Annotated in this window: 22 protein-coding genes, 1 tRNA gene and 1 pseudogene (1 of these 24 only partly in view); 17 read left to right on the top strand and 7 right to left on the bottom strand. The window is 70.5% G+C overall.

Going from position 1 to position 21776, the window contains the following annotated elements; translation table 11 throughout:
• A partial coding sequence (locus HZB25_10455; protein ID MBI5837655.1) for an NTP transferase domain-containing protein occupies window positions 1-274 on the bottom strand: 274 nt, incomplete at its 3' end.
• An 8-nt stretch (window positions 275-282) separates the two neighbouring features.
• On the bottom strand, window positions 283-426 hold the full coding sequence (locus HZB25_10450) for a hypothetical protein (protein ID MBI5837654.1): 144 nt from the start codon (window positions 424-426) through the stop codon (window positions 283-285).
• On the opposite strand from HZB25_10450, the gene HZB25_10445 reads away from it, so the two are divergent.
• The 6 genes from HZB25_10445 to spoVG all read left to right on the top strand — a co-directional run bounded on the left by HZB25_10445 (window position 356) and on the right by spoVG (window position 5150).
• On the top strand, window positions 356-1402 hold the full coding sequence (locus HZB25_10445; GenBank protein ID MBI5837653.1) for a glucose-1-phosphate thymidylyltransferase: 1047 nt from the start codon (window positions 356-358) through the stop codon (window positions 1400-1402). The two genes, HZB25_10450 and HZB25_10445, sit on opposite strands and share 71 nt — an antisense overlap.
• 2 nt (window positions 1403-1404) lie before the next feature.
• Window positions 1405-2268 carry a dTDP-4-dehydrorhamnose reductase gene (gene rfbD, locus HZB25_10440; GenBank protein MBI5837652.1) on the top strand — a complete coding sequence of 288 codons (864 nt, stop codon included), beginning with the start codon at window positions 1405-1407 and terminating at the stop codon, window positions 2266-2268.
• 26 nt (window positions 2269-2294) lie between these two features.
• Window positions 2295-2861: an SIS domain-containing protein gene (locus tag HZB25_10435; protein MBI5837651.1), complete on the top strand. Its 567-nt coding sequence runs from the start codon at window positions 2295-2297 to the stop codon at window positions 2859-2861.
• A gap of 1 nt (window position 2862) precedes the next feature.
• Window positions 2863-3759, top strand: a complete 897-nt coding sequence (locus HZB25_10430; GenBank protein ID MBI5837650.1) for a decaprenyl-phosphate phosphoribosyltransferase — start codon at window positions 2863-2865, stop codon at window positions 3757-3759.
• 107 nt (window positions 3760-3866) lie between these two features.
• Window positions 3867-4754: a 4-(cytidine 5'-diphospho)-2-C-methyl-D-erythritol kinase gene (ispE, locus tag HZB25_10425; protein ID MBI5837649.1), complete on the top strand. Its 888-nt coding sequence runs from the start codon at window positions 3867-3869 to the stop codon at window positions 4752-4754.
• A gap of 90 nt (window positions 4755-4844) precedes the next feature.
• Window positions 4845-5150 carry a septation regulator SpoVG gene (spoVG, locus tag HZB25_10420; GenBank protein MBI5837648.1) on the top strand — a complete coding sequence of 102 codons (306 nt, stop codon included), beginning with the start codon at window positions 4845-4847 and terminating at the stop codon, window positions 5148-5150.
• A gap of 158 nt (window positions 5151-5308) precedes the next feature.
• Here spoVG and HZB25_10415 read toward each other — a convergent pair whose 3' ends face one another.
• Window positions 5309-7096: an alkaline phosphatase family protein gene (locus HZB25_10415; GenBank protein MBI5837647.1), complete on the bottom strand. Its 1788-nt coding sequence runs from the start codon at window positions 7094-7096 to the stop codon at window positions 5309-5311.
• Window positions 7097-7392: 296 nt separating this feature from the next.
• Between HZB25_10415 and HZB25_10410 the strand changes: the two genes are divergently transcribed.
• From HZB25_10410 to HZB25_10360, 11 genes are all read left to right on the top strand, one after another.
• Window positions 7393-7467: transfer RNA gene (locus HZB25_10410), tRNA-Gln, on the top strand.
• Between the two features lie 94 nt (window positions 7468-7561).
• Window positions 7562-8545 (top strand): ribose-phosphate pyrophosphokinase, encoded by a 984-nt coding sequence (locus tag HZB25_10405; GenBank protein MBI5837646.1) that lies wholly within the window; start codon window positions 7562-7564, stop codon window positions 8543-8545.
• Window positions 8546-8615: 70 nt separating this feature from the next.
• Entirely contained in the window at window positions 8616-9308 is a 693-nt protein-coding gene (locus HZB25_10400) for a 50S ribosomal protein L25 (GenBank protein MBI5837645.1), read from the top strand.
• Window positions 9309-9328: 20 nt separating this feature from the next.
• On the top strand, window positions 9329-9883 hold the full coding sequence (locus HZB25_10395) for an aminoacyl-tRNA hydrolase (protein MBI5837644.1): 555 nt from the start codon (window positions 9329-9331) through the stop codon (window positions 9881-9883).
• Between the two features lie 16 nt (window positions 9884-9899).
• Window positions 9900-10439 carry a 30S ribosomal protein S6 gene (gene rpsF, locus HZB25_10390; GenBank protein ID MBI5837643.1) on the top strand — a complete coding sequence of 180 codons (540 nt, stop codon included), beginning with the start codon at window positions 9900-9902 and terminating at the stop codon, window positions 10437-10439.
• Window positions 10440-10443: 4 nt separating this feature from the next.
• The gene (locus tag HZB25_10385; protein MBI5837642.1) at window positions 10444-10827 is read left to right on the top strand and encodes a single-stranded DNA-binding protein; all 384 of its coding nucleotides are present in this window, start codon (window positions 10444-10446) and stop codon (window positions 10825-10827) included.
• Between the two features lie 68 nt (window positions 10828-10895).
• On the top strand, window positions 10896-11138 hold the full coding sequence (locus tag HZB25_10380; protein ID MBI5837641.1) for a 30S ribosomal protein S18: 243 nt from the start codon (window positions 10896-10898) through the stop codon (window positions 11136-11138).
• Window positions 11139-11151: 13 nt separating this feature from the next.
• Window positions 11152-12081: a DUF2232 domain-containing protein gene (locus HZB25_10375; GenBank protein MBI5837640.1), complete on the top strand. Its 930-nt coding sequence runs from the start codon at window positions 11152-11154 to the stop codon at window positions 12079-12081.
• A 61-nt stretch (window positions 12082-12142) separates the two neighbouring features.
• Window positions 12143-12598, top strand: coding sequence for a 50S ribosomal protein L9 (locus HZB25_10370; GenBank protein ID MBI5837639.1), 456 nt, complete (start codon window positions 12143-12145; stop codon window positions 12596-12598).
• Between the two features lie 85 nt (window positions 12599-12683).
• On the top strand, window positions 12684-13796 hold the full coding sequence (locus tag HZB25_10365) for a peptidyl-prolyl cis-trans isomerase (GenBank protein MBI5837638.1): 1113 nt from the start codon (window positions 12684-12686) through the stop codon (window positions 13794-13796).
• 20 nt (window positions 13797-13816) lie between these two features.
• Complete coding sequence (locus tag HZB25_10360; protein MBI5837637.1) at window positions 13817-14326, top strand: bifunctional nuclease family protein; 510 nt, start codon at window positions 13817-13819, stop codon at window positions 14324-14326.
• Between the two features lie 65 nt (window positions 14327-14391).
• On the opposite strand, the gene HZB25_10355 is transcribed toward HZB25_10360, so the two are convergent.
• From HZB25_10355 to HZB25_10340, 4 genes and pseudogenes are all read right to left on the bottom strand, one after another.
• On the bottom strand, window positions 14392-17019 hold the full coding sequence (locus HZB25_10355) for an N-acetylmuramoyl-L-alanine amidase (protein ID MBI5837636.1): 2628 nt from the start codon (window positions 17017-17019) through the stop codon (window positions 14392-14394).
• 114 nt (window positions 17020-17133) lie between these two features.
• Window positions 17134-17814, bottom strand: a complete 681-nt coding sequence (locus HZB25_10350) for an OmpA family protein (protein MBI5837635.1) — start codon at window positions 17812-17814, stop codon at window positions 17134-17136.
• Window positions 17815-18040: 226 nt separating this feature from the next.
• Complete coding sequence (locus HZB25_10345) at window positions 18041-19051, bottom strand: type II secretion system protein (protein ID MBI5837634.1); 1011 nt, start codon at window positions 19049-19051, stop codon at window positions 18041-18043.
• 2431 nt (window positions 19052-21482) lie between these two features.
• Window positions 21483-21776: pseudogene (locus HZB25_10340) on the bottom strand (prepilin-type N-terminal cleavage/methylation domain-containing protein); it runs 450 nt beyond the window's last position.

Below are 21776 nucleotides of genomic sequence, written 5' to 3'. Positions count from 1 at the left end.
TCAGCACCGCGTGGGCGAGGCCGAGCGGCTCGTCCTGCTCGATGTAGGTGATCCTGACGCCGAACTGCGAGCCGTCGCCGGCGGCGGCGCGGATCTCGTCGCCGGTCTCGGGGGCGATGATGAGCCCGATCTCCTCGATGCCCGCGTTGGCCATCGCCTCGATGCCGAAGAACAGCACCGGGCGGTTGGCGACCGGGACGAGCTGCTTGGCGCTCGTGTAGGTGATGGGCCGCAGGCGCGTGCCCTTCCCGCCCGACAGGATCAGGCCCTTCAGCGGTTGCACTAGTACACGCCTCCCAGCTTGCGGTGGTCCCAGGTCGCGCGGTGGCGCTCGGCGAACTCGAGGCCGACGCGCTTGGCGGCCTGCTTGAGGACCGTCGCGCGCACCTCCTCGGCCAGCTCGCCGTCGGTGGTGCCGGTGGCCAACAAGCCGATCCTGTTCTACGGCATCGAGAGCATCCGCGACGCCGGGATCACCGACATCGGCATCGTGGTCGGGGACACCCACCAGGAAATCCGCGACGCGGTGGGCGACGGCTCGAAGTTCGGCGTGAAGATCACCTACATCCGCCAGGAGGCCCCGCTGGGCCTGGCGCACGCGGTGCTGGTGTCCGAGCCCTTCCTCAAGGACTCGCCCTTCGTGATGTACCTGGGCGACAACCTGGTGCGCGACGGCATCGGCGCGCTGGCCGAGGAGTTCCGCCGCGACCGGCCCAACAGCCAGATCCTGCTGGCGCACGTGAAGAACCCGCAGGACTTCGGCGTGGCGGAGCTGGACGGGGAACGGGTGGTGCGGCTGGAGGAGAAGCCCGCCAGGCCCAAGACGGACCTGGCGCTGGTGGGCGTGTACATGTTCGACGCGAAGGTGTTCGAGGCCGTCCGGGCCATCAAGCCCAGCCGCCGCGGCGAGCTGGAGATCACCGACGCCATCCAGTACCTCATCGACAGGAAGTACGACGTGCGCTCGCACGTCATCGCGGGCTGGTGGAAGGACACCGGCAAGCTGGAGGACATGCTGGAGGCCAACCGGATGATGCTCGAGAACCTCCAGCCGCGCAACGAGGGCACGCTGGACGCGGAGTCCCGGCTGGAGGGCCGCGTGGTGGTGGGCCGGGGCACGCGCATCGAGCGCTCGGTGCTGCGCGGGCCGCTGATCCTGGGCGAGCGCTGCGTGGTGCGCGACGCGTTCATCGGGCCGTTCACCTCGATCTCCGACGACTGCGTGGTGGATTCGAGCGAGATCGAGCACAGCATCGTGCTGGAGCGCAGCCGCATCGAGCGCCTGTCGGCCCGCGTGGAGGGCAGCCTGGTGGGCCGCGACGTGGAGATCCGCGCTTCCGGCGCGCGGCCGAGGAGCTACCGTTTCATGATCGGCGATTCCTGCGCCGTGGAGGTGGTCTAGAGATGGCGCTGCGCGACCGGATGCGCGTCCTGGTGACCGGGGCCAACGGCATGGTGGGCCGCGCGCTGGTGCGTGAGCTGACCCCGCGCCACGAGGTGCTGGCCACGGACGTGGACTCGATGGATGTCACCGACGCCGCCGCGGTGGAGCGGACCGTGGCCGGCTTCCGGCCCCACGCGGTGGCCCACCTGGGCGCCTGGACCGATGTGGACGGCTGCGAGCTGGACCCCGCGAAGGCCCTCCGGGTGAACGGGGACGGCACCCGGCACGTGGCCGGGGCCTGCCGGGCCCACCGGGCGCGGATGCTCTACGTGAGCACCGACTATGTCTTCGACGGGACCGCCCGCGAGCCCATCCGCGAGGACGCCCGGCCCAACCCCATCAACGAGTACGGCCGCTCCAAGCTGGCGGGGGAGGCGGAGGTGCGCAAGGCCCTGACCGAGCACTGGATCGTGCGCACCAGCTGGGTGTTCGGGGACGGCGGGAAGAACTTCGTGGACACCGTGGCGCGCCTGGCGGAGGAACGAGAGCTGATCGAGATGGTGGACGACCAGGTGGGCAGCCCCACCTACGCCGCGGACCTGGCCCCCGCGCTGGTGACGGTGCTGGAGTCCCGCCACCACGGCACGTACCACGCCACCAACGACAATGAATGCACCTGGTACATGCTGGCCCAGGAGATCCTGAGACTGCGCGGCAGCACCGCGTCCCTGGTGCCTGTTCCCACCGAGGCGTTTCCGCGCCCGGCCAACCGCCCGCGGTACTCGGTGCTGGCGAACCACCGCCTGCACCACGTGCTGGGGCACCGGCTGCGCTCGTGGCGCGAGGCGGTCCGGGAGTATCTCTCGACGGGGGTGCCGGCGTGAAGCCGCGAACGGGGAAGGGCGCGCTGATGGCGCGCACCATGATGCTGGCCTCGGCCCACGTGCTGGCCCGCGTCGCGGAGCAGGAGGCGGAGCGGGTGGAGGAGATGGCCCGGCTGTTCGCGCGCACGCTGCGCGCGGGCGGGGCGGTGTACTTCTGCGGCAACGGCGGCAGCGCTGCCGACTCGCAGCACCTGGCCGCGGAGCTGTGCGGGCGGTTCTACAAGGACCGCAAGCCGCTGCGCGCCGCGTCGCTCACCACCAACTCCTCCGCGCTCACGGCGCTGGCCAACGACTACTCCTTCGACGAGGTGTTCGAGCGGCAGGTGCGCGCCTACGGGCGGCGCGGGGACCTGCTGGTGGGCATCACCACCAGCGGTCGCTCGAAGAACGTGCTCGCCGCATTGCGCGCCGCGCGCCGGCTGGGCATGACCACCGTGGGCCTCACCGGCGCGAAGGGGCGCAGCATGGGCCGCTGGTGCGACCACCTGTTCGTGGTCCCCAGCGACGACGTGGCCCGCATCCAGGAGGGCCACATCCTGCTGGGTCACGTGATCTGCGCCCGCGCCGAGGCGCTGCTGTTCCCGGGGCGCTGAGTTGTTCGCCCAGGTCCTGGCCCAGCTGAGGCCGCGCCAGTGGGTGAAGAACGGCCTGCTGTTCGCGGGCGTGATCTTCGCGCGCGGCGCTTCCGATCCGCTGCTGTGGGGCCGGGCGCTGATGGGCTTCGCGGCCTTCTCCCTGGTGAGCAGCGCCGTCTACGTGGTGAACGACTGGGTGGACCGGGACCGCGACCGGCTGCACCCCGAGAAGCGCCACCGCCCCATCGCCTCGGGCCGCATCGGGGGCGTGGCGGCGACGATCATGTTCGTGGCGCTGGCGGGCGGGGCCGCGGCCATCGCGAGCCTGCTGGGGCCCACCTTCGCCGCCTGCGCCGCCGCCTACGTGCTGCTCCACACCGCCTACAGCTTCGGGCTCAAGCAGGTGCTGATCGTGGACGTGCTGTGCATCGCCACGGGTTTCGTGCTGCGGGCCGTGGCCGGGGTGGAGGCGCTGCGGCCGCTGGTGCCCGACATCGCCATCTCGCCGTGGCTGGCGGTGTGCACCTTCTTCGGGGCGCTGTTCCTGGGGGCCATCAAGCGGCGCCAGGAACTGGCCCTGGTGGCCGAAGAGTCGCGCCGCGAGGTGCTGCGCCAGTACTCGGTGCCGCTGCTCGACGACGTGATCCTGATCTCGGCGGCCGGCACGCTGTTCTCGTACGCCCTCTACACCATCGCGCCGGCCACGGTGGAGAAGTTCCACTCCGAGGGCCTGGTGTGCACCATTCCCTTCGTGGTGTACGGGATCTTCCGCTACCTCTACCTCTCGCGCACCCGGGAGCAGGGGGAGAATCCCACCGAAGTGCTGCTGCGCGACCGCCCGATCCTGATCAACGGCAGCCTGTGGATCCTGGTGGTGGTGGCGATCGTCTACGGCCGGTGGCCCTGGCAGCCGTGAACGGGTCGCGGCGTCCGTCGGGCGCGGCCCGGGCGCCCGTGAATCGGCCACGGCAGCCGTCGCGCCCGGCCCCGGGAACCGCGGCTGGCCCCACCCGGTCCGCCCTCATGGTGCGGGCCCTGGCGCACGCCAAGCTGAACCTCCACCTCGAGATCCTGGGCCGCCGCCCCGACGGCTACCACGAGCTTCACTCCCTCTTCCAGACCATCGACCTGCACGACCGCCTGGAACTGAGCGCCGCGGACGGCCCGCTTCGCCTCAGGGTGTTCCCCGCGGACGCCGTTATGGGTGTCGCCGCGGACAACCTGGTGCTGCGCGCCCTGGAGTCGCTGCGCGCCGCCTTCAAGGTCCGGGAGGGTGCCGCCGCGAGGCTGTGGAAGCGAATCCCCGTGGGCGCGGGGCTCGGCGGGGGCAGCTCCGACGCCGCCGCCGCGCTGCTGGCCGGCGTCCGCCTGTGGGGCCTGGACGCGAGCCCCGCGCGGTTGCGGGCGCTGGCCGCGAAACTGGGGGCCGACGTGCCCTTCTTCCTGCGCGGGGGAGCGGCCTGGATGGGCGGGCGGGGGGACCGGGTGCTGAGCCGTGGGACACTGCCTGACTTTCTGGCGGTGGTCGTGTACCCCGGGTTCCCGGTATCCAGCCGCGCAGCCTTCGAGGCCCTAGAAATTCCGTTGACAAGGCGATTCCGGAAACCTAGTCTGAACCACTATAGTTGGGCAGCTTGCGCAGGTACGAAACACGTCTACAATGGTACCAACGCCTTCGAGCCCATGCTTCGGAGTCAATTTTCCCGGATGGCGGAAATTCAGAGGGAGCTGGCCGCCACGGGAGCCTGCGGCATCCGCGTCACGGGCAGCGGATCCGCCATCTTCGGTGTGGTCCCGGATCTCCGCACCGCTCGGGCGCTCCACCTCCGCGTTCGACGGGCCGGTTACGAGTGCTGGATCGTTCGACCCGTTCAGTACGGAGTGGAGTTCCCCGGACCAGGTACCGACTGACGCACGCGGAAAGTGGAGCACGGAGAGGCTCCTGAGACCACTGCACCTGGAAGCACCCCCGATCGGGTGAGCGAAAAGGTGGTGAGCTGCGTGAACATCACGGAAGTTCGGATCGCGCTGCGGGAAGATGACAAGCTCAAGGCCTTCGCCAGCGTCACGTTCGATGACTGCTTCGTGGTCCGCGGGCTGAAGATCATCGCGGGAAACGGCGGCATGTTCGTGGCGATGCCCAGCCGGAAGAAGCCGGATGGCACTTACCAGGACATCGCGCATCCCATCAACAACACCATGCGGGACCAACTGGAGAGCTTCGTGATCACCGAGTATGAACGGGTGAAGGCCGAGGCGGCTCGCGTCGGCTCGCCCGTGGGTGCCGCGGCCGGAAGCGACGACTGAGCCGGGCTCACCTTCGAAACGAGAAACGAGAAGGGCGACCGAAAGGTCGCCCTGGTCGTTTGTGGGCGCTCGCCTGCCGGCGCGAGCGGTGATCCAGTGCGGGCTCCCGGGCCCCGGCGGGAGCCGGGTTCGAGAGACGCGGTCCGCGCCTCCCGTCCCTAGGGATCGAGCGCGTGTCCCTCGGCCTGGGCCGGTGCGCCGATGTTGAGCCGGCTTCCGAGGGTGGGCGCGACGTCGGCCGGGCTCACCGGTTCCGCATGCCGGCCGGGGCGCACCCCCGCGCCGTAGAAGACCAGCGGGACGTGGTTGTCGTACGCGTACGGCGCCCCGTGGCGGCTTCCGGAGCGCGCATAGGTCATCACGAATCCGGGGTCGGGCACCACGTAGAACTCGCCGGCGCGCTCCGGCATGTAGGCCAGCCGCGCGGGGCGCAGCAGCGGATCGCGCGTGGCGGAGGTGTCGCGCAGCTCCGAGCGCAGGAACATCCTCGCCATGGGGAATTCCTGCGTCAGCACCGCGCGCAGCCCCCCCAGCAGGCGCTCCGGGAGGGGAGCCCGTTCGGCAACTGAGTCCGGCACGAAGTACATGTACGGATCCCACCAGCGCCAGTGTCCGGCGGGTGCGCCGGACAGGGCGGCCAGGCTGTCGGCGGCGCGCAGGAAGTCGCCGGCCCGCAGGCGCGCGGGGGGTGGGAAACGACCCTTCCGCTCGCGTGGGTCGGCGAAGAGCGGTTCGTCCCCGGTGCGGGCGTGGGGACGGAGCGGGTCCGCCATGTCCGGGTCGAGGCGCCACGCCGCCGCGTCCTCGGGCAGATGCGACATGCCGTGGTCGGCGCACAGCGCCAGCAGGTACGAGCCGCGGCCCACGCGCTCGTCCAGCAGGTCCAGGAAGCGGGCCAGCGCGAGGTCCTCGCGGCGGCAGTTGTCCAGCGCCTCGGCGCTTCCCGGGGCGTATTCGTGCCCCACCGGGTCGTGTGCGGACAGCCCCACGAACAGCAGGTCCGGAGCCTCCCAGCGCCCAAGGCCCAGGCCGGTGACCGCGGATTCCGCCGCCGCCAGCACCCACTCGCCTGCGTAGGGGGTGAGGGAGAAGGCGTGCAGGTACTCCCGGGAGGGCCGCGCTCCCGGCGCGATCGCCGGGAGGGGATGGGAGAATGCCGGCCGGGCCCCTCCGGCCGGGCTCCCGTCCGCCCGTCTGCCGTCCGCGGGTCTGCCGTCCGCGGCCGGCCCGGCGTCCAGCGGTTCCCACGCCGGCACGCGCCATCTCTCCACGCCGCACTCCGCGTTGAAGCGGGTGAGCCAAAGCGGCAGGTCCCGCTCGTCCCGGTGGTAACAGGACGAAGTGCGCATCCGGCCGGTGCACTCATCCGGCCAGTACGCCTTGCCGCGGGGCCCGGCCAGCAGCACCGCGGCGCGGTCCTTGCCGGTCACCGCGATCACGCGGCCGCTCCCGGCGGTGCGCGCCCACAACAGCTCCCCCAGCGTTTCGGCGCGCAGGTTGCGGGGGGAGACCCCTCTCTCCGCGCCGCGGCAGCCCAGGCCGGCGGTGTCCCCCGCGCCCACGGGGTGTTCCGCCGGGTCCTCGATGGCGTAGACCGGCCGGTTCTCCTCCCGGGACCACCAGGTGTTGGCGGTGATCCCGTTGCGGTGGGCCCATGCCCCGGTGGACAGCACGGCGTGCCCCGGGGCCGTCTCGTTGGGGCCCTGCAGGTAGCGGCACTGCTCGTAGACTGCCCCCCCGTCCAGGAGCCGCCGGTAGCCACCCGTGTAGCGGTCCCCCCAGCCGAGCAGCTGGTCGGCCCGCATCTGGTCCACCACCAGGAGCACCACCAGGCGGGGCGGCCCCCCGGACGGAAGGGAGTAGACCGCCGGCGGATCGCCCGCGCGGGCGGCGGAGGCGAACAGGAAAACGGCCAGCAACGGGCCCAGGACTGGACGGCGCGGCATTCGGGTCTCCTGAGGTGCGGAAGTCTCGGGCCCTGGGGGCGGGCGGTGGCCGGGACGGCTGGCAGTATAGAGGGCAGGGCGGCCGGGCGCACGGGTCTTGCGCGCTGCCGCCCAAGCTGCTATTCTGCGCGTGCTTGACCGAGCGTCCGGGCGGGTGCGATCCCGCTGAGCGGCGCGGAGCCCATGGGGCTCCCGGGCAAACCTCGTGGCAGGTCTCCGTGGTTACGCGGTTCCATCGCCAGGTGTACTCTTCGGTCAAACCACTATTTCGCAATCGCTTGGAAGAACCGTATTGCTGGGGCGTGGCCAAGCGGTAAGGCGCAAGACTTTGGATCTTGTATTCGGAGGTTCGAATCCTCCCGCCCCAACCAGTTGCGCGGCAGCAGGGAATCCGGAGGACGCGCGCCCGCGGCGGGCGCGCCTCTGACCGGCGCCTTCGACCTTCGTCCGTGAGCGGGGGAAGCCTTGCCTGACAAGCTGAAGATCTTCACCGGGAACTCCAATCCCAAGCTGGCCCAGGACATCTGCGCCGCGCTGGGGGTGCCGCTGGGGCAGGCCCAGGTCGCGCAGTTCGAGGACGGCGAGACCATGGTGCGGATCAACGAGAACATTCGCGGCGAGGACATCTTCGTCATCCAGCCGACGCAGTCGCCCGCGGTCAACCTCATGGAGCTGCTGATCCTGGTGGACGCGTGCAAGCGCGCCTCGGCGCGGCGCGTCACGGCCGTGGTCCCGTACTTCGGTTACGCGCGCCAGGACCGCAAGGACCAGCCGCGGGTGTCCATCACCGCCAAGCTGGTCTCGAATCTCATCACCGTGGCGGGCGCGGACCGGGTGCTGACCATGGACCTGCACTCCTCGCAGATCCAGTGCTTCTTCGACATCCCGTTCGACCACCTGTTCGCGGCCCCGGTGCTGATCGAGGAGTACAAGACGCGCAAGCTCCCGAACCTCACCGTGGTGGCGCCCGACATCGGCAGCGTGAAGATGGCCCGCGCCTACGCCAAGCGGCTGGGCGCGGACCTGGCGCTGGTGGACAAGCGGCGCCCCAAGGCCGACTCGGTGGAGGTGATGAACATCATCGGCGAGGTGAAGGACCGCACGGTGGTGATGTTCGACGACATGGTCACCACCGCCAGCACGCTCATCGAGGCGGCGCGCGCGCTGCGCGAGGCGGGCGCGCGGGACATCTTCGCCGGCATCACCCACGCGGTGCTGTGCGGCGACTCCAAGGAGCGCATCGCGCGCTCCACCATCCGCGAGGTGGTGGTCACCGACACGGTGCCGCACGACCCCGCGACGATTCCCGGCAAGATCAAGGTGCGCTCGGTGGCGCCGCTGCTGGCCGAGGCCGTCAAGCGGATCCACACCGAGGAATCGCTGTCCTCGCTCTTCATTGACAGCCGGGCGGGCGCGCCCGGCGAGATCCTGGAGAGCCCCGAACACTAGGCTTTCGAAGCGAGCCCGGAACGCCCCCGGCGGGCCGGGCCTGGAAACCACCCAGGGAGGTACCCGAAGCATGGCAACCCTGAATCTATCGGCCGAGGTCCGCACGGGCCGCGGCAAGGGCCCGGCCCGCCAGGCGCGCCTGGCCGGCAACGTGCCCGGCGTGATCTACGGCGCCGGCGAGGAAGCGACGGCGCTCACCATCCCGCGCCGCGAGCTGGAGAAGGCGCTCCAGAACCGCGGCGGCGGCAACGTCATCGTGGCGCTCAAGGTGGCCGGCGCGACGCCGCCGGAGCAGATGAGCCTGATCCGCGAGGTGCAGCGCGACCCGCTGTCGGGCCACATCCTGCACATTGACTTCCACCACATCAGCATGACCGAACAGATTGACGTGAAGATCCCGGTGCACTTCTTCGGCGTGCCGAACGGCGTGAAGAACTTCGGCGGCATCCTGGAGCACCTCTCGCGCGAGATCGAGGTCCGCTGCCTGCCGGGCGACATCCCCGAACGCATCCAGGTGGACGTGTCCGGGCTGAACGTCCACGACTCGATCCACGTGCGCGACATCACGGTGCCCAAGGCCGAGGTGCTCACGGACGGCGACGCCGTGCTGGTCACGGTGGTGCCGCCGACGGTCCAGGAAGAGGTCAAGCCGGCCGAGGGCGAGGCCCCGGCGGAGCCCGAGCTCATCACCAAGGAGAAGGGCGCGGAGGGCGAGACCGAGGAGAAGGGCAAGGACAAGGACAAGGATAAGGACAAGAAGTAGGTCCTGGAGGCCCGTCGCCCGTGAAGTGGATCCTCGGCCTGGGCAATCCCGGCGCGGAATACGAGCATTCGCGGCACAACCTGGGCTTCCGGGTGGTGGAGCGGCTGCGCCGGCTGCTGAAGGCCTCCCCCGCGGGGGGCGGGGCGGTGGTGCGCCGCTGGGAATCCCGCGCCGAGGGCGTGGCGCTGCTGATGCCGCTCACGTTCATGAACCTGAGCGGCCGGGCGCTGGCGCAAGTGCGGCGCTCCGCCGTGATGGAAGCCGCGGACGTGCTGGTGGTGGCCGACGACCTGCACCTGCCCCTGGGCCGCACGCGGATCCGGGGCTCCGGTGGGGCCGGGGGACACAACGGGATCCAGTCGGTGATCGACGAACTGGGCACGAACGAGTTCGCGAGGCTGCGCCTGGGAACCGGGCGCCCCGACGACGCGGGGGAGTTCCGCGAGTTCGTGCTGGACGCATTCGAGAAGGACGAAGAGCCGGCGGTGGCGGAGATGGTCGAGCGTGGCGCGCAAGCGTCCCTCGCCTGGGCCCGCGAGGGCCTGCGCGTCGCCATGAACCGGTTCAACAACTGACCCAACAGGAGGCACCATGGTCCGAGCCTACGAGGCCGTCTACATCCTGGACCCGACGCTCGACGACGCGAAGTGGGAAGAGGACGTCGAGACGGTGAAGCAGTGGATCACGTCGAACGGCGGGGAGGTGAAGGAGGTCCAGAAATGGGGCCGCCGGCGCCTGGCCTACGAGATCAACAAGAAGAAGGAAGGGATCTACACCCTGGTCCACTTCGAGGGCGAGGCGATCGTGCTCTCCGAGCTGAACCGCCGCTTCCGCCTGAATGAGTCGGTGCTGCGCCACCTGGTGGTGCACCACGAGGAGTTCACGCCGCCCTCCACCGAGGAGCCGGTCGAGGGGTTCCGCCGCGACCGTGACCGCGGCGACCGCTACGACCGCGGGGACCGCTACGACCGTGGCGACCGCTACGAGCGCGGCGACCGTGGCGATCGTGGCGACCGCGGGGACCGTCACACCGGCCCGCGCGCCGCGGCGCACGCGGCTCCGGCCCCTCCGGCCCCCCCGGCCCCGGCCCCCGTGGCCCCGGCCGCCGAGGGCCCGGGAGCCTTGGAGTAGCCTCTTGGGCCCGGCCCCGGTGAACCGGGTGCAGCTCTCGGCGCGCGTGACGCGCGAGCCGGAGTTGCGCTACCTGCCCACCGGAGTGCCGCTGGCGCGGCTCTCGCTCGAGTTCGAGCGGGAAGTGCGCCGGCCCAACGGAATGCTGGAACGCGTCCCCGGCCACGTCGGCGCGGTGGTCACCGGCCCGGCGGCCCTCGAGGCGCACGAGAAGTTGCGCAAGGGTGGCCAGGTCTACGTGGAGGGGCAGCTCCAGTCGCACGCGGCGGCGGGCGCGGACGGCATCGTCCGGGGGCCCGTCGAGATCCGCGTGGAAGAACTGAAGATCGTGTCGCCCGGCCCCGGGCCGGAGCCCGAGCTCCCGCTGGACGCCCCGCAGCAGGGGTGAGCGGAGCGGGCCCGCCGCGGCGGAGTCGAAGCGACGTCCAAGTGGCACCCATAGGAGGCAAACTCGAAATGGCACGTGAAAAGGAAGGGCGCGGCGTAAAGAAGAAGTTCTGCAAGCTGTGCTTCGAGCGCGTCGAGCGGATCGACTACAAGGACGAGAAGCGCCTGGGCCGGTTCATCACCGACCGCGGCAAGATCGTCCCGCGCCGCATCTCCGGCGCCTGCTCCAAGCACCAGATCCAGATCACCACGGCGGTGAAGCGCGCGCGTTACCTGGCGCTGCTGCCGTTCGCCAGCGAAGTCTACCGCTAGGGCGGAGGCCCTCATGCGGTTGCGGGGGCACGCCGGGCTGTGGCTGGCCACGCTGGCCGCCCTGCCCCTGGTGGCGGACCTGCCGGGCTGGATGCTGTGGACCCCGCTGGCCGCCTGGGTGGCCCTGATGGTGGTCCTGGGGGTGCGCCTGCCGGGCTGGCGGGCGCCCGCGGTCGGGTTCCTGGGGATGACGGCGCTGGCGCTGGCGCGAGTTCCATGGACGTGGTCCGGTTTCGCGCTGGCGCTCACGGTGGGCGCCCTGACGATGGCCTTCGCCATGCGGGCGCGGATGCGCCCCGGGTTGGCGGTGTTGCTGGCCGCGGCCCCGCTGCTGGCGTGGGTGGCGGGCTACTTCACCGGCCCCGGCCACGCCACGGTGGAGGCGGCCCTGCGCGCGGAGCTGCTCACCGAACTGGGCCGCCGGGTGCCGTTCGATCCGCGCCTGGGCCTGACGCCCCAGGCGTTCCGGGCGCTGCTGGAGCGGGGCGCGGACACCGTGGTGCTGCTGATGCCCGCGTTCTGCCTGCTGCAGGCCCCGCCGCTGATGGCGTGGGGCTATTCGATGGCGAGGGCGGCGCTGCAGGGCAGCGCGCACGAGCCGGCGCCGCTGACGAGGTTTCCGCTGCTGCGCGTGCCCGACGCGGCGGTGTGGGTGTTGAGTCTGGGCATTCTCCTGCTGGTCACCCGCCAGGCCGCGGTATACCGGGCGGGGGCCAACGTGGTGGCCGTGATGGCGGCGGCCTACTTTCTCCAGGGCCTGTCGGTGATGACGTTCCTGGCCCTGGCGGTGCGGGTGTGGTGGCTGGCCGGGGCGGCGGTGCTGGCCGTGTGGCTGCTGCTGCTCTCGCCGCTGTTCAGCGTGTTCGCCTGCGTCCTGGGGCTCTCGGACGTGTGGCTGGATTTCCGGAAGATTCAGGCCCGTCCCCGGACGGGCCCGCGGTGATTCGAAGACGACCCCGCGACGCGGGGCGTGGTTTCCAGTAACGAACGCACGGAGGTACAAGGTGGAAGTGATCCTGCTGGAGGACATCACCGGGCTCGGCAAGACCGGCGAGACCGTCAAGGTGGCGCCCGGCTACGCCCGGAACTACCTGCTGCCGCGCGAGATCGCGATCGCGGCCGCGGGCAACTCGGCCAACCTGTTCCGCGAGCTGCAGAAGCGCAAGGAGAACCGCAACAACAAGCTGCGCCGCGGCAGCGAGGAGCTGGCGCGCAAGCTCGAGGCGCTGGCCATCACCATCCCGGCCCGCGCCGGCGACGACGACACGCTGTTCGGCTCGGTGACCTCCATGGACATCGCCGCGAAGGTCAACGCCGAGGGCATCGAGCTGGACCGGCGAAAGCTCCAGCTGGACGAGCCGCTCAAGGCGCTGGGCGTGTTCAAGGTCCCGGTGAAGCTGCCCGGAAACGTCACCGCCGAACTGCGCGTGTGGGTGGTCCGCGAATCCGAGACGGCCTGATCCGGGCCGGAAACGCACCGAAGATCATCGCCCGCCGCCGAAGGTGGTCGCGGCCCCGGTCCCGCAGGATTCCACGTCCCGGGTCATGGCCGTGCTGGACGGGAAGCCCTTCACGGTCGCGGACTGGCTCCGCGAGATGGCCCCGGAGACCCGCCAGTCGGCGCGCACCACGCGCGACCGGCTGCGCACGCTCGACCAGTTGTTCGAGTCGAGGGTGCTGCTCCTGGGTGCGGAGAACTCCGGCATCGGCACCGACTCGCTGGTGGCCTCGCGCATCGAGAACGCCCGGCGACAGATCCTGATCAACGCCTACCTTGAAAAGACACTGCGCCCGCGGGCCCGCGCCGACTCGGGAGAGATCGCGGCCTGGTACGCATCGCATCCCGAGGACTACAGGATCAAGGAGAGCGTGACCGTCCGCCACATCCAGGTGGCCACGCTCAAGGAGGCCCAGAAGGTCCGCACCCTGCTGCAGCTCAAGCAGAGGGAATTCGCGGACCTGTCCAAGGAGCTCTCCACGGACGCCGCCACGAAGGACAACGGCGGCAGCCTGGGCACCGTCACCCGCGACGGCTTCTTCGCCGGCCTGGGCCGTGAGCCCGCGCTGGCCGAGACGCTCCTGGCGCTCAAGGAGGGCGAGTACAGCCACCCCGTCCAGCTCAAGGACGCCTGGCACGTGTTCCGCGTGGACACCCACGAGCCGGAGCGGCTCCAGCCGCTCGACGCGGTGCGCGACCAGATCCGCGGCCGCCTGGAGCGCGAGAAGATTCGCACCGTCTACACCGCCCACCTGGACGAACTCCGCGCGAAGTTCGGCTGGAAGGTGGACTCGGCGGTGGTGGGGGACAGCGCGCTGTTCCAGCCCTCCGCGGCCGAGCTCTTCCGCCAGGCCCAGGGGACCACCGACCCGCAGACCCGCATTCGCATGTACGAGGAACTGATGAGCCTGTATCCCGGCAGCAACTACTGCGACCAGGCCCAGTTCATGATCGCGTTCGTGTACTCCGAGGAACTGTCCGATTACGACCGCGCCGAGCAGGAGTTCAAGAAGCTGGTGACGAACTACCCGAAGTCGGAACTGGTGAAGTCGGCGCAGTGGATGCTGGAGAACATGCGCAAGAACGCCCCGCAGTTCGACCTCCCTGACAGCCTGCCGGCCCCGCCGGCAGGGAAGTCCGAGGGGAAACCCGGAAAGTAGGGAACGTGCCGGACGACCGCATCGTCGAGGTGAAGATCACCGGCCTCGCCATCGACGAACGCACCAAGAGCCCCGTGGTGATCCTCAAGGAAGTGTCCGGGGAACGAGTGCTCCCGATCTGGATCGGGGAGAACGAGGCCAAGGCCATCGCCCTGGAGCTGGCCGGGAAGAAGTTCACCCGGCCGCTCACGCACGACCTGCTGATGAGCGTGATCGAGGGCCTGCACGCCCGCGTGGAACGGGTGGTGATTTCCGAGTTGCGGGAGAACACCTTCTTCGCGGTGGTGCTGTTGCAGCGGGACAGCGAGTTCGCCTCCATCGACGCCCGCCCGTCGGACTCCATCGCGCTGGCGCTGCGGGCCAAGGCCAATATCTTCGTGGCCGACGCGCTGCTGACGAACGAGGGGGAGGGGCAGGGCGGGCCGGCCCCGAAGCCGGAGCAGACGATGAGCGACGAGCAACGGGCGGAGGAACTGCGGCGGTACTTGGAGGACCTGGATCCGGAGGACTTCGGGAAGTTCAACCCCTAGGCTGTGCTTCGAAGAGTGTGTCCGGCGGGGAGCCCAGCGGCTCCCCGCGCTGCTTATGGAGCCGCCTACCGGGGCGTCCCCGTCTCCCGGGGCACCGCCAGCACCGGCCGGGTGCGCGTGGACAGCTCCTCCGGGTAGCGCTGGTGGAAGATGAAGTCCGGCAGGCCCGCGTTGGGCGAGGCATGCTCGCCGTAGCGCCGGAGGTCCGTGTCGGAGACCCGGCAGGTGCCGGTGGAGTCCACCCGGACCACCGCCCACACCGCCTCGCCGTCCAGGTTGGCGTCCACGCGGTGCGGGCCCGCGGCCACGATGGGCAGCGTGGCCATGCCGTCGCGGTCCAGGTCCAGGAGCAGGTTCTCGTCCACCCGGACCACCGTGCGGGCCCAGTTGTGCCCGAAGGTCATTCGCATCCGCCCCGCCGCGGGCTGGTCCGGGCTGGCCAGTGAGGCCACCAGGCCCTGGTAGAGCGCCAGCGCCTCCCGGCGAACCCGCACGGACTGCATCTCCGGCGGGCCGGTCACGCTCCCCAGTTGCGCCATCAGCGCCAGGCCCGAACTCTGCCGCATCAGGTAGCGGGCGTCCTCGGTGACGGCGGGGCGCCGGCCTCCTCCGATCTCCTCCCACACCCGGACCTGGGCCTCGCACCACGTGCGGGCGTTGTTGCTCCCGGGGTTGTAGCCCATGGAAGGCACGCCGTCGTGGTCGATCAGCAGCAGCCGCTGGGCCCCGAACTTTTCCACCGCGCGCAGCCGCGCCACGGCGGACGGGGCGTCACCCAGGCCGCGCGTCAGCAGCACCTCGGCGCCCACCGATTCCAAATACGACTTGAGGGTGCGCGCCACCAGGAAGTTCAGGTCGGGCCCGAACTCCAGGGAGGCGGTTTCCGTGCCCATGCGGGGGCCGATGGGATCCAGCGCCACCCGCACTCCGCGCAGCAGCGCGGCGTCCGGGATCTGCGGCAGCACCGCCTGGTCGAAGCTGAAGTACGGCCATGCCCCCGACGAGGAGTAGCCCGAGCCCAGGTCCACCGTGTAGTCGTTGAGCGCGGTGCGCACCAGGTACTTGCGGCGCAGATGCCCGGGGGCCACCACCTCCAGGCTGTCGAGCCGCCCGGGGCGCACGTCGGTGCGCAGCGCCATCATGCCAGCCGCGTCGGTGCGGCCCAGGACGCGGCCGTTCCACAGCACCGTGGCACCGGGCAGCGCGCAGGTGCGGTCCCCGCACACGGACTTCGCGTAGACCAGGAACCACGTTCCCGGGGGCGAGGCGCCGGCGTCCGCGGCGCGCGCCACCAGCCCGCCCGTCCGGGCGGCGATCTCCACGTCGCGGCTGCCGTGCGCGGAAAGGCGCACCACCGCGCGGAATACGCCGCCGCTGAGGCGGAACGGGATCGGGTCGCGCACGAACTCGCCGTCGGGCAGCACGAACCAGCCGTTGGACAGGGACAGCCGGCCCTCCACGCCCTCCACGGGCAGCCCGCGGGCGTCGGAGCCTTCCACCACCACCTCGAACATGTCCCCGCCCGAGTGGCCCAGCAGCTGGATCGAGGGCGGCACGGTGCGGACCCCCAGGGAGGCCACCGGCTCGCGCAACTCGAAGCTGCGGTCGCGCGAGGGCAGCGCGTTGCCGTTGAGGTTGCGCGCCTGCACCGACCAGGAGTGCGGGCCGTTGGACAGGTTCGGCGGCAGGGCCACGCTCACCCGCAGCCGGCCGGGCACCGGGGCGGAGGTGTCGGCGCTGTCGGCGCGTCCGGACGCGGAGAGCCGTTCCACCACCGCGTTGCGCGTGGGCACGTCGTCCAGCACCGCCTGCACCGAGCTGGGATCCAGCTGCGCGCCGTCGGGCCCGTCCTCGATCTCGGCGGTCAGCGCCGCGGGCAGGGTGTCCAGCGTCGCGGAGGGCGGATCCATGGCCTTGAGGCGGGGCACCCCGCTGCGGAAGTACTCCACCAGGCCGGTGAAGTACGCCCCGGCTTCCAGGGCGCGGCGCTCCGGCCGGAGGAGCCGCTGCTCGTTGGAGGGATTGCTGAGATAGCTGGCCTCTCCCAGCACCGCCGCGGAGGCGGTGGACCGGCGCAGCACGTAGTAGTTGCCGGGGATCAGCTCCGCCCGGGCGATGCCCTGCCGGTCGGCCAGCTGGCGGTGCGAGCGCGAGCCCACGTCCACGCTGGGGCCCGCGTCGCTCATCCGGTAGTAGGTCTCCACCGCGTTGCGGGAGGAGTCCCGCAGCGCGTCGGCGTTGTGATGGATGGAGAGGAACACGTCCGGACTGAACGCGTTGGCCTTCTGGGCTCGCGCCTCCAGGTCGTCGCGCAGCCGCGTGGAGTCCCGGCCCACGAAGTCGGTGTCCGAATCGCGGGTGAGCAGCACCGCGGCGCCGGCCAGGCGCAGGCGATCCGCGAGCAGGCGGGACACGTCCAGGTTGAGGTCGGCTTCGCGCAGTCCCGCGTACCCGATGCTGCCGGGGAACACGCCGCCGTGCCCGGGGTCAATGGCGATGCGGGAATCCCGGAGCGCGCTGCGGTCCGCCGGGGCGGGCGGCGGCAGCTGCGCGGGCGGCAGGGGCAGCGGGGGTGGCAGTTGCGGGGTGGGCCCCTTCGCGCAGCCCCCGAGGACGAGCGCGAGTGCCAGGCAGCCGTACAGAAGTAGCGGCCGGAGGCGCACCGTGCGCCGCCGCGTGGGTTCGCCGGACATCAGCTCCGGCGCAGACGAAATCCGGGAGGGCCAAGATCCCGCTCGCCGCATGTTTCTAACCTAGCAGAAGAAGGGGCGGTCCAGGCAAGTGGTATTTTGGTATTCCCCGCCTGCCTACGGGTTTGGCGCGCTCTCCGGTGCCCCGGCGGAGGCCAGGTCCACATCCTGGATCTCGAGGAGGCGGATCTCGGCGCGCCGGTTCAGGGCGCGGGACTGCTCGCTCTCGCCGTGGTTCACGGGCTTGCCCGCGCCGAACGAAATGGTGGCCATGCGCGACAGCGGGATGCGGTACTCGCTGTTGAGGTAACGGCGCACCGTCTCGGAGCGCTCGGCGCCCAGGCGCAGGTTGTAGCGGCTGCTGCCCACTCCGTCGGTGTGACCGACGATCTCGAGCACGTAACGCGGGTGCGTCTCCAGCTCCGGCGCCACCTGGTCGAGGATGCTGCGGGAGCGGGAGTCCAGCTCGGCCTTGTCGAAGGCGAACTGGATTTCCTGCGAGCGGACCACGTTGTACTTCAGCTCCCCGGTGGCGATCTTGGAGGCCAGCCGGCGGGCCGCGGCGGCCTCGTCCATGGCGTTGCGCGCCAGCGCCTGGGCGGCCAGCGCATGCGCGTCGGCGGAGTCGGCCTTCACCCGGACCCCGTCCAGGTCGGCCCGCAGCCGCGAAGTGCTCTCGCGCTGGGGGGCGACCTGGCCTTCGACGTACTCGCGCACGAATCCCCTGGTGGCGCACCCGGCGACCATGGGCAACAGCGCCACGGTCAGCATGCGGGCGAGCCTCTGCGGAGTGGTCATGGTGGTGTTCCTCCTGGTGGGACCGTGCCTTTTCCCTGGGGGCGCGGCCCGCGGCATGTGTGGATGCCAGCCAGGCTGGCTCGGCGGCTGGGACAAACCCGGGGCATTGTAGCATACGCGGCGGCCCGCGAAGCGGACCGCCGCGTATGAGGCTGGGGGGGGCCGGCGGCGCCCACGGGCGCCGGGGCGGTGCGGGTGCCCGGCGGGTGGGGCCGGGCGGGCCCGCTCAGTAGTTCTTGGCCTCTGCCAGCACCGTGATGGGCAGCGTGTAGCGACCCCCGTACCCCTCGGCCACCATCACCAGTCGCGCCAGGATCCGCCGGCCTCCGGTGGGGCCCACGATCATGACTTCGAACCCGTGCGGGAATCCGTCCCCCGAGGTGCTGGCCGTGGCGAACGCGGGCACCGAGTCGTTGATGGCGAAGCCCGGGCCGCGATTGAACGCCACGGCGTACTTCGAGCCGCCCCGGCTGCCGAAGAGGTGAGTGGCGCTGTGGACCGACCGGGGCTGGATGGTGGGGCTGGCCTGCGTGGTCACCGTGCCGTTGGAGTTCACGGTATAGATGGTGCTGCCCACCGAGGTGCCCAGCGCGTTCCACGCCTCAGTGATGCCCTGGGCCACGAGGTCGGAATACGTGGCCGCGGGGGAGCTCACCACCTGCGAGTAGTCCGCGTACAGCTTGCCCTCCCACTCGACCAGGTCCATGGCCCAGCCCTTCTTCGAGATGTCCAGTTCGGTGGTCTTCGAGAGGTAGTAGATCCGGGGGCGGTACAGGTCGATCCAGCGGTCCCCCGCCTCGACGTAGCCCGCGAGCTGCAGCAGGAACACCGCGTTGCCCACGCTGGCGGCGGAGAAGGGCGTGGTGGGATCCGAGGCCTCGCTGGGCGAGAGCGATCCGGTCTCCTGGATCGTCGGCAACAGCGCCGTGGACATCGGGGGATGGGTCGTCCCGAACTGGATGCGGGCCCACAGCGCGTTCCCGTAGGTGTCGTTCTGGTAGAGCACCCGGGACTGCGTGAGCTCCTCCTTGAGCGCGTTGATCGACTGCTGGCTGAAGTTCTTGAGGTTGTTGTTGGACTCCAGCCGGATGCCCGCCTGGGTGCTGTGCTTGAACACGGCCACGCTCACGGCCATGATCACGCCCATCGAGACCATCACCGACATCAGCTCGATCAGCGAGAACCCGCGCGCGTCCCGCACGCCCCGCCCCGCGATCCCGGTCCGGCGCATGCTCACACCCCCGTCCGCTTGAGGTAGATCTGCACCTGGTGGAACGAGTAGTGCAGGTTGGTGGAGTGGCGGTACGCCTCGAGGCGCAGGATGTAGGTGCCGCGCTGCAGCGCGGACACGTCCCAGGCGAACGGTTGGCTCACGGTGTGCGTGTCGTTGCCGCTCGCGTCCACAGGGCGCTGGTTCACCTGCGCCACGGTGCCGTCGTCGGCGAAGCGCCAGCTGCGCCCGCCGTCCATGGAGTACTTCAGCACGTAGCTCATCTGCTGCTGCGTGGGGGTGTAGGCCGGCGAGGAGTAGCTCTGCTTGTCCCACCGCAGCCAGTCGGTCTGCCAGGTCACGCTGAGGCTGCTGGGGTCGGTGATGTCGTCGTTGGGGTCCGGCGTGAGCACCTGCACCCGGGGGATCTGCGGGATGGAGCCCGCGATCGTCGGATCGCCCGCGTCGAAGAACGACTGCACCATGCTGACCAGGGCGAAGCGCGCCATCCACGCGGCGCCGCTCGAGGTCTGCGGCGAGAGGCCGTTCATCACGAAGTACGCGTACCGGCCGCCCTGCGACAGCTTCACGCTGGCGCTGGAGCGGTAACTGGACGAGTACGGGGCGTTGTAGAAGGAGCGCAGCAGGCTCATCGCGGTGCGCGAGTTGGAGTAGCTGGTGTCGGACCACTCCGGCGGGTAATTGGACCCGTAGTCGAGGGTGAACGGCCGCGAGGCCGGGATGCTCGTGGGCACGCCCAGGTTGAAGCGACCCGAGAGCGTGAGCCCGTCGGTCATCACCGAGGCCGCGTCGGCGTCGCGGTACTCGTGCCGGAACGGCCCGCTGCCGCCGCCCACGCCGTTCATGAGCGACTCGCACGCCTTGTTGTTGGCCCGGTGCTGGCGGGCGAAGCCGAAGGGGCTGCCGGTGAAGTTGTAGGGCGCCCGGTAGAACTTCCCGGCGCCGGTGGGCAGGTTCCCGGTGGTGTCCCAACCGGCCGTGCCGGTGTGGTACTGGTCGTCCGGGAACAACTCGCCCAGCCACGGCATGGCGTACCAGGACAGGTCGTTGCGGGCCGGGATGCGGTTGTTGGCCACCGCCTGCTCGGCCGTGATCTCGTCCACGTTCTGCTGGCCGCTCAGGTTCCACGGGTCGCCGGCGATGGGCAGCCCGCTGGGGAAGCCGTTGGAGGCGTCCGCCCCGAATTCCCCGCCCAGCCCGATGTAGTAGAACGAGAAGCCGGTCATGTTGGTCCACAGCGCGCGGCTGTTGAGCATCGCGTTCCGCCACAGCGAGTAGTACCGGGGCAGATCCACGTCGATGGCGCTGGTGGTGCCCGCGCCCCAGCCGTTGAGCGTCTTGCTCATCCCCGGGTAGTCGGTGGTGCTGATGGCGCGGAAGTACCAGTTGTAGCCGAACCGCTGCATCACGTCGGAGTACGGCGAGTGCCGCGGGTCGCCCATGAACTGGTACTGCTCGGTGACCGGGGGCTTCGACGTGCCGACCCACGAGTAGGTCGTGGACAGGTTCGGGCTGGCGGGCCACGGGCTGGAACTGGACTCGCCGAGGCGCGTCTCCACGGTCAACATCCGGGAGTCGGATACCCGCAGCTGGATGATCCACTCCGCGGTGTTCTTCGGCTTGATGCCCTTGGACCGGAGGTCGTTGACGAACGCGCCGTTGAACGGGCACGGGATGTACCCCATCCCGTAGAGGCGGTAGCTGGTGGGCAGCCCGCGGGTGGTGCCCAGGTAGGTGCGCTTGAGCTTGCAGTGGGGCAGGTCGATGACGATGTCGGAGCCCACGGTGCTGACGTTTGAGGGATTGTCCACCCACAGGCTGTCGAAGTCGTCCAGGTGCAGCACGGCATTCACAGTCACCGCGCCCGCGGCGTTCTTCAGCACCAGGAAGGCGCCAACTTCTGACGGCGCCACGCTGGTGTCCGGCTTGGTCAGGTAGGTGTACACGCGCAGGTTCACGCTGTCGCCGCTGGCGTAGTACAGCTTCTCCGGGTGCGTGACCGCGCGCACGTACGGCTGCGCCGCGGGGTCCTTGGCCGGGTTGGAGTAATTGTGCAGCGGCGGGAGCGGCAGCATCTCACCGTGCAGGTTCACCACCAGCGCGTTGGCGTACCTGGCCGGGTTGCTGTTCATGTCCTCCAGGAGCAGCCGCAGGCTGGGCTCCAGGGTTGGGTCCAGGGACAGCGCCGACTGGTACATGGACAGTTCCTCGGGATAGCGGAGGCAGTGGTTCCACGCGTCGGCCAGGGCGTAGGGCGTGGTGGTGTAGCCCGTGGTGGCGTCCGTCTCGGGGGTGGCGTTGACCACCGTGCCGTCCATGTTGAAGCGGCCGCGGATGTTGTTCGGCTCGTAGTACTTCTTGGTGGTCGCCACGTCCAGCATCCCGGGGTAGAAGTACACGTGCCCGACGGTGCCGGAACTGGCGTTGGCGGCCGCATTCACGTAGGGGGTGTACTTCGGGTCGCGACCGTAGCCCAGGCGCGTGATCCAGTGGCGGCGGACCTCGAGACCCGGGTTGCGGCTCTCCAGGTCGGTGATGCTGTTGTCGAACATCGGGCGCAGCGTGGCCATGTTGGACCACCAGCCGGGCACGTTCTCGAGCGCCAGGATGTACACCTCGAGCACCTGCGTGGGCACGCTGATGTTGCCCACGGTCTTGAGGATCGACGTGACCTCCGAGAGCTTCTCGTCGGGGAGCGTGGAGCTGCCGTGCACCGCGTAGTACACGCGCA

Source organism: Candidatus Eisenbacteria bacterium (assembly GCA_016235265.1).
Classification (GTDB): Bacteria; Eisenbacteria; RBG-16-71-46; order RBG-16-71-46; family JACRLI01; genus JACRLI01.
The sequence above is the reverse complement of the archived record's forward strand: the minus strand, read 5'-3'. Positions and strand labels throughout refer to the sequence as shown.

Excerpts from the sequence above, each read along its gene's own strand:
- rfbD (MBI5837652.1), top strand. The coding sequence starts at position 1,405 with ATGGCGCTGCGCGACCGGATGCGCGTCCTGGTGACCGGGGCCAACGGC.
- HZB25_10435 (MBI5837651.1), top strand. The coding sequence starts at position 2,295 with ATGGCGCGCACCATGATGCTGGCCTCGGCCCACGTGCTGGCCCGCGTC.
- ispE (MBI5837649.1), top strand. The coding sequence starts at position 3,867 with ATGGTGCGGGCCCTGGCGCACGCCAAGCTGAACCTCCACCTCGAGATC.
- HZB25_10415 (MBI5837647.1), bottom strand. The coding sequence starts at position 7,096 with ATGCCGCGCCGTCCAGTCCTGGGCCCGTTGCTGGCCGTTTTCCTGTTC.
- HZB25_10400 (MBI5837645.1), top strand. The coding sequence starts at position 8,616 with ATGGCAACCCTGAATCTATCGGCCGAGGTCCGCACGGGCCGCGGCAAG.
- rpsF (MBI5837643.1), top strand. The coding sequence starts at position 9,900 with ATGGTCCGAGCCTACGAGGCCGTCTACATCCTGGACCCGACGCTCGAC.
- HZB25_10380 (MBI5837641.1), top strand. The coding sequence starts at position 10,896 with ATGGCACGTGAAAAGGAAGGGCGCGGCGTAAAGAAGAAGTTCTGCAAG.
- HZB25_10375 (MBI5837640.1), top strand. The coding sequence starts at position 11,152 with ATGCGGTTGCGGGGGCACGCCGGGCTGTGGCTGGCCACGCTGGCCGCC.
- HZB25_10365 (MBI5837638.1), top strand. The coding sequence starts at position 12,684 with ATGGCCGTGCTGGACGGGAAGCCCTTCACGGTCGCGGACTGGCTCCGC.
- HZB25_10355 (MBI5837636.1), bottom strand. The coding sequence starts at position 17,019 with ATGTCCGGCGAACCCACGCGGCGGCGCACGGTGCGCCTCCGGCCGCTA.
- HZB25_10350 (MBI5837635.1), bottom strand. The coding sequence starts at position 17,814 with ATGACCACTCCGCAGAGGCTCGCCCGCATGCTGACCGTGGCGCTGTTG.